Below are 12,938 nucleotides of genomic sequence, written 5' to 3' on the forward strand. Positions count from 1 at the left end.
AACGTCACTTCGAGTGTTTTTGCGTAGTGCAACGGAGCAAAAATGTATCGTTCGTCACTTCGAGTGTTTTTGCGAAGTAAAACGAAGCAAAAATGTATCGAGAAGTCGAACTAACGAATATGATTTAAGATTTAATTCACCGTCACTTCGAGTAGCGCAGCGTATCGAGAAGCCATGTTCTTCGATTGGCTTTACATTTTTTGTACCCAAACTAAATGGCATCAGCAGAAAAAGCAGTAGGTTTGTAGCATTCAAAAAAGTAGTACACTTGGTCGTGTACGTATATAAACCAAGCATGCATGAGTAAAAAAATATTTGTGTTTTTCCCTGATGGCGTAGGATTACGAAATTTTGCTTTCACCCAATTCAAAACTTTGGGAGAGCAAAAAGGTTTTGATATTGTATATTGGAACAACACTGTTTTTTCTTTAGAAAAAGAATTAGGCTTCAAGGAAGTAAAAATCGAAAACCATCGCATCAGCAGGCTAACTCCCATTTATACCCGAATACGAAAACACATTGAGTTGAATGTATCTCGCAAGAAATTCAACGATGACGTGTATCCCACCTATAAATTTCCTTATAGCTACAACGGAATCAAAAATACCTTGATCACGCTTTTCACCAAAGTGATGATTGGATTAAATTCTTCAGAAAAAGGAATTGTTCGTATTCGCAAACGAATCAATAGTTTAGAGCGTGCTACTGAAAAATACCAGTATTGCAAAGCGCAATTGCAAGCGCACCAACCTGATTTGGTTTTTTGTACCACACAACGTGCAACACAATCTATTAGTGCCTTATTGGCTGCTCAAGATTTAGGAATCCCGACGGTTTCTTTTGTGTATTCGTGGGACAATGTACCCAAAGCCATGCAAGTTGTAGAAACCGACTATTATTTTGTTTGGAGTGAGTTAATGAAAAATGAGGTTTTAACATACTATCCTTTTATTAATGAGGGACAAGTTATCGTAACAGGTACTCCACAATTTGAACCGCATTATGATGCGGAATTATTGCAAACCAAGGAAGATTTTTTTACATCTTATAATTTAGATCTTTCCAAAAAATACATTTGTTACTCTGGTGACGATGAAACTACTTCGCCACTAGACCAATATTACTTGGAAGATTTGGCTAATGCCGTTCGAAGCTTAAATGCTAAAGGTCATAATTTAGGTATAATTTATCGCAAATGTCCTGTAGACACAACTACGCGCTACGATGCAGTATTGGCAGAAAATAATGATTTGATTGTGGCAATTGACCCGTTGTGGAAACCCATGGGAACCAGTTGGAACGAAATTTTACCCACTAAGGAAGACCTTGCGCTATTGCACAACATTTGTGCACACACCGAACTAGTGACTAATGTGTGTTCGTCCACTGTTTTTGATTTTGTTGCCCATCAAAAGCCATGTATTTATTTTAACTACGAACAACCACAACTTAAAAAAGGAATTCGCGATATAGGACAAAATTATAAATACGTCCATTTCCGCAGTATGCCAAGTCAAGAAGCCGCCATTTTCTGCACCAATAAAGCGGATTTAGAAAGCCTAATCGAAAAAATAGTAACAGGTAAGCTCACCAATGTAAGCGAATGTGAAAAATGGTATGCAATTGTAGCTGGACCAACGCCAACACAAGCTTCTCAAAAAATATGGGAAGGTATTTCTGGAATATTACAAGAACAAGAAGGCAAATTAGCAGAAGTATAAATCCTATAGCATGAGGAAATTTGGTGTTTTTATTGGAATTTTCCTGTTCTTGGGTTTGTCACTAGCAGTTGCATTAGACTATGGTTTTACCACTATTTATAAACAGGCGGTACCTCGTACTAAATTTCAATATTTGCGAAGTTTATCCAATACCAAAGTCAATTATATTTTTTTAGGATCTTCTAGAGTTGAAAATGGAATTGATCCCAAAGTAATAGAACAATTGACTCAAAAGTCGGTTGCAAATGCGGGTTATGAGGCTGCAAAATTGGGAGATTTGTACACTATGTTACAATTGGTGCAAGAATACCGCATCAAAGCAGATACTGTTTTTATACAAATTGATTATATCTTTGATATAGAAGGGAATTCAATCAATTTGCCATATGAAATGGCACCATTTACACGTGAAACTACAGCTGCAAAGGAGTATTATTTAGATTATCTAAATAAACCTCTGGCTTTCTATTACTTTCCTTTTTATCGGTATCTCGATTTAGATCAAAAAATAGGTTTTCGGGAACTATTTGCCAATGCCATTGCTAAAAAAACTCAGGTACTCACCAACCAAGGATTTAGTCCTCTGCAGCCCTTGGCTGGAAATGGCATTCATGACAATCATGAAGCTTTGCCCGATGAAATTAGAAGTGGTAACATATATCTCGAAAAAATAAAGCACTTTGCGACCGTACATCAAATGAAAATTGTGTTCTTTTGCGCTCCTTTTTGTGAGCACACTAAAAATTTAGATTACATTAAAAAATTAAAAATGAAAATTCCAGAACTATATGATTTTTCAAAATCCATCAAAGAGGAGTCTCATTTTGTAAACTGTTTTCATTTAAATGCTACAGGTGCAGCACGGTTTACCGAAATTTTTACTCAAACAGTTCTAAAAAATCAAAAATAATTCCCTGTTGTATGTTTTTTAATTCCTTATCCTTTGCGCTTTTTCTTCCTATAGTTTTTGTTTTGTATTGGTTTGTTTTCAATAAAAATAAAACCACTCAAAACACTTTACTAATTATAGCAAGCTATTATTTTTATTCTTGTTGGGATTGGCGATTTTTATTTCTATTGGTCTTCTCTACTTTTTTAGATTATTACACCGGTATTCAAATTGAAAAAGCCAAAAAAGAGTCGGCCAAAAAGTTTTGGTTTTGGTTGAGTGTGGGAGTTAATTTGGGTTTTCTCGGAGTTTTCAAATATTATAATTTTTTTGCCAGTTCTTTTGCCAGTTTGTTAAATGGTTGGGGCATACAAAGCAGTCCGTTGTTGTTAGAGGTGGTGCTTCCGGTTGGAATTTCCTTTTATACTTTTCATGGGCTATCGTATGTGATTGATATTTATTTAAAACGCATTAAAGCAGAACGTAATTTTGTAGATTATTCCCTGTTTGTAAGCTACTTTCCTCTGCTAGTAGCCGGACCTATTGAGCGCGCCACACATTTACTACCTCAAGTAAAGGTGAAGCGAAATTTTGATTTTGAAAGAGCTAAACAAGGAGTTTATCAATTCGTTTGGGGATTGGTAAAAAAAGTCGTCGTTGCAGATACCTGCGCTACTTATGCTAATGCTATTTTTGATCATCATGAGAACATGAATTCATCGTCACTAATTTTAGGTGCTGTTTATTTTGCCTTTCAAATTTATGGTGATTTTTCAGGATACTCAGATATGGCTTTGGGTATGTCAAAGTTATTTGGAATCGACTTGCTTCAAAATTTCAACTATCCCTATTTTTCAAGAGACATAGCCGAATTTTGGCGCAGGTGGCATATGTCGTTGTCCTCATGGTTTCGAGATTATGTCTATATTCCGCTTGGTGGAAGCAGTGGCGGTATGGGAATGAAAGTTCGAAATACATTTATTATTTTTCTAATTAGTGGATTTTGGCATGGTGCCAATTGGACATTTATTGCTTGGGGTGCGATAAATGCGGTTTATTTTTTACCCTTATTACTTTTGAACCGCAACAGATCGAATATGGGTACTGTCGCTCTACCGTGGGAATGGCAATCGGTTAGCGTGTTTTTTCAAATGCTTCTCACATTTGCCTTAAGTTGCTTGGCTTGGATTTTTTTCAGAGCACCAAGTATTGAGGCAGCAGTAAGCTACATCGTTCGCCTTTTTACGGAAGGTACTTTCGCTTCGCAATATTTAGAAAACGAGCGATACAACTACGAAATTTTGCTTTTGCTAGGTGTTTTTGTACTCGTAGAATGGTACAGTCGTACCAAAGTAGAGCCTATTTCTGGGAGATATTCTTGGCTCAAATTAGCGGCTTGCTTGCTTGCCATTATCGCTTTAGGGACCTATTCAGATTATAAAGAGTTTATTTATTTTCAGTTTTAAGAGTTGCTTTACTCTTTGTTTTCCAAATCTCAAACAGATTCCTTCAGTAGAGTTTGATAAAATCCTGTAAAGATTTATGAAAAGACAAACCAAAATTGGGGTTGATCCTATAATTTTTAAAACACAATTAATAGCAAAATTGTAAATGAAACATTTTTTAATTTTTATCATAAAAATAGTTCTAGTGACATTTTTGTTACTAGTTATCTTAGATGTCGCTTATACAAAAGTGTATCTGCAATCTACCAACCGAGGGAAAATTGGACATGTAGTCAATTCAAAAGACAAGCAGTATGATGTGGTTGTATTGGGATCGTCGCGTGCTAACAATCATTTTGTGACTCCAATGTTTGAGGCTAAGGGATTGAAAGCATTTAATTACGGTATGAGTGGCGGTCATCTGTTCGAAGCTTCTTTGATGCTGAAACTGATGATGGAGCAAAACTATAAAATCAAGAATATCATACTAGAAGCCGACTTAAATTTGTCCAACGAAAAAGAGTCCGAAACAGTAGCGGCTCGTTTTATGCCATACTTACACGAATCTACAGTTATTGCAAATCATTTCGAAGAGCAGCAAGGTTTTAATGCTAATTATTATCTGCCTTTTTATAGGTATATTATCGCAGATTCTCAAATAGGGTTTAGAGAAATGTATCAAACGGCATTGCAAAAGCCAACCAATGCTTTAAACAATCTAGGTTATTATCCATTAGGCAAAAAGCCAAATGCCAATATGAAAAACAACATTACAAATCTGAAACCCTTACGCAACAAATACTACGAAGAAATTAAGCATCTTTGTAAAGTGAATAATATCAATTTAATTGTTTTGATGACGCCGATGTGCGAAAATACAAAAGGCCTAAATTATTTTGATAAAGTTAAAAAGTTGTATCCTGAGATTTATAATTATGAAAATGCCGTTATCGAAGATCGTTACTTCTCTTCTTGTGGCCATTTGAATGATGCGGGAGCGCGAAAGTTTACACAAGTAATTATTCAAGATTTTTTTACAAAATAATAATAACATGGGATTAAAAAACACGCTCAAGTCTTTATTGGGTATGAACACCATAAAGTTCATAAAATCTAAATTTCAAACAGCAAGTGATAAAAAGCAGATTGCGGATCGCAGGAGGTTTTATATGCAGTTTTTAAAAGAAGGTAGTTTGTTTTTTGACATCGGAGCCAATTACGGTAATAGAATTGAACCTTTGGTCAACGAGCCAATAGAAATTATCGCCATCGAACCACAGATAGAATGTGTTCGTTTTTTACAGAAACGATTTGGTAAAAAAATTACGGTTTTGCAAAATGGAGTAGGCAAGACAATGGATAGTAAATTGATGTACATTGCCACTAATGCTAATATTTTGTCTTCTTTTTCAAAAGATTGGATTGATTCTACAAAAAATAGTGGTAGGTTCAGCGCTATTAAATGGGACAAAACCAGAACTATTGAGATGGTAACTTTAGATTATTTAATTGCTACTTATGGTAGCCCAGATTTTATAAAGATAGACGTTGAAGGCTTTGAGCTTGAAGTGTTACAAGGTCTAAATCAAACCGTTAAAATGTTATCAATAGAATATACAGTGCCAGAGCGTTCTGAAGAATTGTTGGCTTGTTTGTCCTATCTAAATGATTTGACAAAACAACAAGCGCAATACAATTACTGCATCACTGAAAACACAGATTTTGCCTTGCCCAATTGGGTTTCATATGATCAAATGTTACACGAAGTGAAAGCAGAAAGATTTGTACATTCGTTATTTGGAGATGTTTATGTTAAATTTACACCTACAGTTGAATAGAAATAGTTGGTTTTGCAATATGTTGCGAACAAAAAAACGATTTTATTTTTGTGTAAAACGTTCAAACTAATGTAACTTGTGTTTCGTGAAATTGAGTGTTTTTTCATAGAGAAACGTGGTTAAAATGAAAAATGCGCTGTCACTTCGAGTAGCGCAGCGTATTGAGAAGTCGATACATTTTTAAAAATAAAGCTGATGCATTATTTTAAAAAAGACTCGAACTGACGACATTGGTTTCGTCACTTCGAGTGTTCTTGCGGAGCGCAGGGAAACAAGTTCTCGATACATTTTTAAAAATAAAGCTAATGCATTATTTTAAAAAACACTCGAACTGACGACATTAGTTTCGTCACTTCGAGTGTTTTTGTGGAGCGCAGCGGAATAAAAATGTATCGAGAAGCCGTGCTTTGTAAAACAATTCAGAAATAAAAAATAAAATAGTTTAAAATACCACACCCAAACATACAGTTATGCACCTTGCTTTTTTAACTTCAGAATACCCACACGAGCGCGTGACTCATGCCGCAGGAATTGGTACTAGTATCAAGAATTTAGTGGTAGCGCTATCAAAAATGGGAGTAAAAGTAACAGTGGTGGTTTATGGTCAAAATGAGAATATAATCCTTGAGGAAAACGGGGTATCCATACATCTGATTAAACATCAGAAATATAAAATGATGGGATGGTACTGGCATCGAAAGTACCTGCAATCCTATTTAAATCATTTAATTTTAGCCGAAAAAATTGATGCTATTGAAGTTCCTGATTGGACTGGAATAACGGCATTTATGAAGTTGAAAGCACCTCTTGTGATTCGTTTTCACGGAAGTGACACCTATTTTTGTCATTTAGAACAACGAAAACAAAAACGGAAAAATTATTGGTTCGAAAAACTGGCAGTCAACAAAGCTGTAGCCTATATAGCGCCTACTACTTATGCGGGTAAGGTTTCAAAAGAATTGTTTCATATCAAAGGGAAACCCATTCAAACCATTCATTATGGCTTGGCGCTTGAAAATTTCGAAAATGAAAACCCAACACAATTCAGTCGAGGAACCATTTTATATATTGGAACCATTATCAGGAAAAAAGGCGTTTTTGAACTTCCTTCAATCGTACAACAAGTACAGCAGCAGCAACCAGAAGCACGAGTTTTGCTCATAGGAGCCGATGCGCCCGATGTACAAACGAATAACAAATCGACTTGGGAGCTATTGCAAAAGGAATTTGAAAGTAAGGGCTGCCAAAATGTTCACTATTTAGGTAAAATTCCATACCATCAAGTGCAGCAACAAATTAAAGAGGCACATGTTTGTGTTTTTCCTAGTTACGGGGAAACGCTTGGTATGGTGACTATCGAGTCAATGGCGTTGAGAAAATCCGTGGTAAATACATCAATTGGATGGGCACAAGAATTAATTGAAGAGGGAATTAGTGGCTTTTTGGTACATCCGTCAGACCACAACGCCTTTTCTGAAAAAATAATTACGATTCTCGAAAATGATGCGCTGGCTGCAACGATGGGAGAGCAAGGGCGAAAACGTGTAGAGACTATTTTTGACATCAAAAAAATAGCCCAACAAAATCTAGTTTTTTACCAATCAATACTTGCTAAGTCGTGATCATCGTTTACCATCATAAAAATAAGGTTACTACTGTTAAGCAAAATCAGTTGGATATCATTGATTTTGTAGGTCAAGCTGTTGCCGCTGTTATGGTGCAGTTGGCACGTAAAAATCAGGAGGAAATCATCGTTTGGTGTGCGCAAGAATGCGCTGAGGTTTTCAACGAAAACGAAATTTCACTATTGCTTCATCATCAAAAAATGATGATCTCCTATGGCACGGCGCAAGAAAGTTATTTGGGTCGTAAAATGGGTTATGTAGAAGAATCTCCTTTTTTAAATGTAAAAAAAAACGTTTTGTATCCCACATGGCTGATGAGTAGCACCGTAGGAGCAATTCACGCCAATGTTTTGCTTTTATTAGCTCATAAAATTCCCGCCGATGATCATTTAGACTATTTTCTGAATTCTATTGCTAAAATAGGGATGTTGAACGGGCTTTTGTGTTATTCACAACCGCGATTATTAAAAAATAACATACAGAAGAACACTGAACAAGTAGTAAATAATTTTGTCTTATTCCGTTTTGTAAGGCAGCATTATAAAAAAAGGTGGTTGCTACTGTTGTTTTTGAATTTAATTGTTTTTGAAAAGCAATTGGCAATTTTTCCACTACTTAGTGCCTTGGCTTACCGTTCTCGAAAAAAGGTGCAGCTCAGTTTTGATGACGTGTTAGTACAGTCGGTAAAAAAAGTCGTAGCAGACAAAAATATTGATGTTATTATACCAACCATTGGCAGAAAAAACTATTTGCATGACGTTTTAAAAGATTTAGCACAACAATCGCATTTGCCAAAAAAAGTTATCATCGTAGAGCAAAATCCACAACCGGAGAGTGTATCCGAATTGGATTTTTTACAAGCTTCGAATTGGCCTTTTGAAATCAAACATATTTTTACCCATCAAGCAGGAGCTTGTAACGCGCGAAATATTGCATTAAATGAGGTGCGCAGTGAATGGGTATTTTTAAATGATGATGATAATCGTTTTGGGCCAAACCTTATTGAAGCTGTTGTTGAAAAATTAGAACAGTATGGTACGGAGGCTTGTACGACTGCATATTTGCAACCTAATGAAGCCCAAAAGTTTGGAATGATTCATCAATCGGGTATCTTTGGCTCTGGAAATAGCTTTGTTAAAGCCAGCGCTTTGCAACACATTCGTTTTGATGCTGCTCTAGAATTTGGTTACGGCGAGGATACCGATTTTGGAATGCAATTGCGTCAATCAGGTGTTGATATTATCTATTTCCCAAGCTTGCACATCACCCATTTAAAAGCGCCAATGGGTGGATTTCGAATCAAGATAAAACAAAAATGGGATGACGATATTATCCTTCCCAAACCATCGCCAACGGTCATGTATGTTTTTAGAAAACATTATACTCGAGAGCAATTATTGTGTTATAAATTAGTTTCGTTTTTTAAATTACTCAAAAAAGAGCCATGGCACAGTTGGGTTTCATTTATACAACAATACGAACGCAAATGGCAAAGTAGCCTATCTTGGTCAAAAAAAATATAAAATTATGAATACGACATCGCCGATGATCAGTTTTTTAATCACCCACTACAATAGGTCGCAAGATTTGTTGCTGTGTATAAACGCTATTCGTGCTTTAGATCTTTCTAACTACGAAATCGTGGTGTGTGACGATGCTAGTGAGTTGCAACATTTAGAAATTATTCAACAGTACCCTATCGACCAATTGTTGTTGGCTAATAAAAATGGCGGTTTAGCGGCAAATATTAACCGCGGTTTGCATGCTTGCCGCGGACAGTATATCATCTATTGCCAAGAAGATTTTATGTTGTCAAACCAACTACCAACTATTTTACCAGAATGCTTGGAGCTTCTGTCTTCAAAAAAACTAGATTTGATTCGTTTTGTATCCAATATGAATTTTAATTCGACTTCTAGTCTTAGTACAAATATCAATAGGATTCCAAAGTTTGCATTTCGTAATTTTTTACAAAATTATTACCAATACAGTGACCATCCTTTTATTACAACTAAAGATTTTCATCCTACTTTTGGCTTTTATCAGGAAGAAACTTCTGGTCGATATGGTGAAACCGAATATGCTATTCGAATGCTAAAATCGGCAGCCAAAATTGGAATTACAAAACAGGCTTTTGCTACCACGATTGAGGGAAGTCAATCAGTTTTGGCTAATGAAAGCGGAGCCGTTACAAATTCTTTTTCTTTCAATAAAAAAGCGATGCAATGGGCGAGAGCATTTCGTCTTTATGCAGAATTACTATTGTATGATAAAAAAAATCGAGGTTTAAAAACGTATAAAAATTTTAGAAATTAAGATCAACTACATGCTCAAAATATATACGGATAGCACATTTTTAACCGCCGAGAACCGCCGTTGCGTCTTTCCGTTGCTGTTTGATATCTGGTATACCCAAAACCGAGAATTGTTGCAGATTTATGAGCTTGTTGCTAGCATGGAGGAGGCTGAAGTAGTTATCGTGCCCATAGACATTGCTGAGTTTTATATGAACAAACAAATAGCTTGGTTGCGGAATTTTATAGGTGAAGCATTAGCACTTAACAAAAAAGTGTGGGTTTACTCAGCCGGTGATTATGGACTAACCATAACGCAGTCTGTATATACCTTTCGATTGAGTGGTTTTGATTCAAAATTATCAGAACGAACTTTTATTATGCCATCTTTTATTGCAGATCCTATCCAGTATGCTGCATCGGGAGGAGCGCCGATTCCGAAAGAAGAAAAAGCGCGAATTGGTTTTGTAGGTCATGCTAGTCGTTCGAGTGCCAAATGGATCAAAGAATGGGGTGTTTATATGCTACACAATTACAAACGATACACTAAAAAATTATATACAGATTACCAGGGTTTTTATCCCTCAAGTATCAAACGATTTGATTATTTGGTGGAGTTAGCACGAAATAAAAAACTCTCAACTGATTTTGTGTACCGTGAGCAGTACCGGGCGGGAGTAAAAACAGAAGAAGAAAAAGAACGAACTACTCGCGATTTCTTTCTAAACATTGATAATAATCCTTATACGTTTTGTTTGCGTGGAGCCGGAAATTATTCAGTTCGATTCTACGAAACACTTGCTATGGGCCGAATTCCAGTTTTAGTCAACACAGATTGCAGATTGCCACTTGCCGAGTACATCAATTGGGAAAAGCATTGTGTGCTAATCGATGATCAAAATCCTAGTGAAGCGCTGGTCGATTTTCATCAAAAAATCACTCCGCAGGAATTCGCAATAATGCAACGAAATAATAGAACGCTGTGGTTGAATTATCTATCGCGTGAATCCTATTTTACCCAAATAGCAACTCTTTTTAAAGACATGAAGTAATGAAATTCGCACTTATCATTTGCACATACATGCGGCCTAAAGCTCTTATGCAATTGCTTCAATCAGTAGCAGAACAAACCGTAGCGCCTACTGAAATTGTTATTGTGGACGGCTCACTCAACGACCAAACACAGCAAGCATTGCAGCAAAATGAGCTAAAACAATTGCGTTACTTTATGGTATCGGCGCAAGATCGTGGCTTAACCAAACAGCGCAACTATGGTATTGCTCGCGTAAGTAAAGAGATGGAAGTAGTCTGCTTTTTAGACGATGATATTGTTTTAAAAAAGGACTATTTTGCACAATTACTTAAGACATATGATGAATTTCCCGATGCTTTGGGTGTTGGTGGAGCCATTTGTAACGAAAATAAATTTGAATTTGTGGGTTATGATTATCAACCCAAACAGTCTGAATTTTATTTTGATGGGTACAAACAAATGGATGGTAGTAGGTTCTTGCTCCGAAAAAAATTAGGATTGGATAGCGATTGTCCTCCGGGTTATTCTTCATTATATTCGCATGGACGAAGTGTGGGTTTTTTGCCTTTGAGCGGAAAAACGTATCCTGTTGAAATGCTCATGGGTGGAGTGGCCTCCTTTAAAAAAGAAGTTTTTGAGCAGTTGCAATTTTCAACTTATTTTGAAGGCTATGGTTTGTATGAAGATGCCGATTTTAGTTTGCGCGTTTCAAAATTAGGAAATCTGTATCTGAACACTGCTGCACAGTTGTTTCATTATCACGATGCAGCAGGCAGGCCCAATCAGTACCATTATGGGAAAATGGTGGTGCGGAACGGCTGGTACGTATGGCGTGTAAAAAATCCAAATCCTACTTTTCTACACCGATACAAATGGAATGCTATAACTTTGTTGCTTACTGTAATTAGGTATTCTAACGTAGTTACCACTTCGAAAAGGAAAGAAGCTTTAACCGAAGCAATAGGAAGAACAGTGGGATGGTGGAGTTTGATACTAAATAAACCTAGATAGAGGATAGAAAATTTGGTATTGGTATCAAAAATAAACGAAAATTATTGTAATTCGTAAACTAAAAAAAGGAATGTATTTATTAGTAGCAACATGGACTCATCATTTGAATCATTTGATTTATTCTTATTTCTATTTCTGTAAACGAGAGAAAATAAGAGTTGACATCCGCAAAGATACAAGCATAGTTTCAAATGGAGCTGTACTAGTAATTGACAATAAAAAAATATTTTTTGATTATTCAGATGACTATTTGTTTATGGAAAAGCCAGAACGATTTCATCAGTATTACAAGCGGTCACTTCGAGAAGTGGATCATTCCGGAAATGTTTTATCATTAAATTTTAATGTGCCATTGGCATATAAAAGTGTTTCTCTTTTATGGAATATGAACGGCGATATTTTATTTGATAAGTGGAGCAGAATAGAAGTATTAAAAGCTTTAGATATTTTTGGGTTAGTTTCAAAGTCATCGCATTCTATTTTAGATGTTCGTCGATATCCTGAAACAGCAATTGATAATGGGGGGAAAGTTTTGTTTCATACCCGTCTATGGAATCCAGATAATCACCCCGATCCTGAAGAAAAGGAAAGAAGGCGTTTGCAAAATGAATTCAGAATCAATGCATGCAGAATCATAAAAGAAAATTTCAAAGATGCCGCCGTTGGTCTTTTTGCTGATAGCTTATCACAAAAAATGGCTCCTGATTTGTTGCTACATCCTAATGAAGCAAAGAAAAATAACTATTTAAACCGTTTAAAAAATTACGACATAGGTATTGCTGACGATGGTTTGAAGGACACTCCTGGCTGGAAAATTGGAGAATATTTGTTTTACGGAAAAGCGGTTATAACAACACCTCTCAATGTGGTAATTGATAATTTCAGTCCGCATACAAATTATGAAGTTTTGACTTCACGATCTTCTTTTCAAGAATTACCAGACAAAATAAATAATTTATTAAAAAATAAATCGTATTTCGAAATGGGTCTTGCCAATAAAGATTGGAGCGATCGCTATATACACCCTAAAAATTACATTGACAGAATTGTATCAAATCTAAAAATATAATGATTATGAAAAG

General features: G+C 35.9%; 11 protein-coding genes. All 11 read left to right on the plus strand.

Annotation, left to right across the window (positions count from 1 at the left end; all coding sequences use genetic code 11):
- The first annotated feature begins 299 nt into the window (after window positions 1–299).
- The 11 genes from L1S34_RS08915 (at window position 300) to L1S34_RS08965 (ending at window position 12,925) form a co-directional block, all read left to right on the plus strand.
- On the plus strand, window positions 300–1,721 hold the full coding sequence (locus L1S34_RS08915) for a CDP-glycerol glycerophosphotransferase family protein (RefSeq protein ID WP_236363729.1): 1,422 nt from the start codon (window positions 300–302) through the stop codon (window positions 1,719–1,721).
- 10 nt (window positions 1,722–1,731) lie between these two features.
- A complete protein-coding gene (locus L1S34_RS08920; RefSeq protein ID WP_236363730.1) occupies window positions 1,732–2,631 on the plus strand; it encodes a hypothetical protein in 900 nt (299 codons plus the stop codon).
- An 11-nt stretch (window positions 2,632–2,642) separates the two neighbouring features.
- Window positions 2,643–4,076: an MBOAT family O-acyltransferase gene (locus tag L1S34_RS08925; RefSeq protein WP_236363731.1), complete on the plus strand. Its 1,434-nt coding sequence runs from the start codon at window positions 2,643–2,645 to the stop codon at window positions 4,074–4,076.
- Window positions 4,077–4,221: 145 nt separating this feature from the next.
- Complete coding sequence (locus L1S34_RS08930) at window positions 4,222–5,100, plus strand: hypothetical protein (RefSeq protein ID WP_236363732.1); 879 nt, start codon at window positions 4,222–4,224, stop codon at window positions 5,098–5,100.
- Between the two features lie 7 nt (window positions 5,101–5,107).
- Entirely contained in the window at window positions 5,108–5,893 is a 786-nt protein-coding gene (locus tag L1S34_RS08935; protein ID WP_236363733.1) for an FkbM family methyltransferase, read from the plus strand.
- Between the two features lie 470 nt (window positions 5,894–6,363).
- On the plus strand, window positions 6,364–7,515 hold the full coding sequence (locus L1S34_RS08940) for a glycosyltransferase family 4 protein (protein WP_236363734.1): 1,152 nt from the start codon (window positions 6,364–6,366) through the stop codon (window positions 7,513–7,515).
- Entirely contained in the window at window positions 7,512–9,041 is a 1,530-nt protein-coding gene (locus L1S34_RS08945; RefSeq protein ID WP_236363735.1) for a glycosyltransferase family 2 protein, read from the plus strand. The genes L1S34_RS08940 and L1S34_RS08945 overlap by 4 nt, the downstream gene beginning before the upstream one ends.
- Window positions 9,042–9,045: 4 nt before the next feature.
- Window positions 9,046–9,834: a glycosyltransferase family 2 protein gene (locus L1S34_RS08950; RefSeq protein ID WP_236363736.1), complete on the plus strand. Its 789-nt coding sequence runs from the start codon at window positions 9,046–9,048 to the stop codon at window positions 9,832–9,834.
- 10 nt (window positions 9,835–9,844) lie between these two features.
- Window positions 9,845–10,864: a glycosyltransferase family 47 protein gene (locus L1S34_RS08955; protein ID WP_236363737.1), complete on the plus strand. Its 1,020-nt coding sequence runs from the start codon at window positions 9,845–9,847 to the stop codon at window positions 10,862–10,864.
- Window positions 10,864–11,856, plus strand: coding sequence for a glycosyltransferase family 2 protein (locus L1S34_RS08960; RefSeq protein ID WP_236363738.1), 993 nt, complete (start codon window positions 10,864–10,866; stop codon window positions 11,854–11,856). Before L1S34_RS08955 ends, L1S34_RS08960 begins: the two co-directional genes overlap by 1 nt.
- A 70-nt stretch (window positions 11,857–11,926) precedes the next feature.
- Window positions 11,927–12,925: a hypothetical protein gene (locus L1S34_RS08965; RefSeq protein WP_236363739.1), complete on the plus strand. Its 999-nt coding sequence runs from the start codon at window positions 11,927–11,929 to the stop codon at window positions 12,923–12,925.
- Window positions 12,926–12,938 lie beyond the last annotated feature (13 nt).

The organism is Flavobacterium sp. K77 (assembly GCF_021608205.1).
GTDB lineage: Bacteria > Bacteroidota > Bacteroidia > Flavobacteriales > Flavobacteriaceae > Flavobacterium > Flavobacterium turcicum.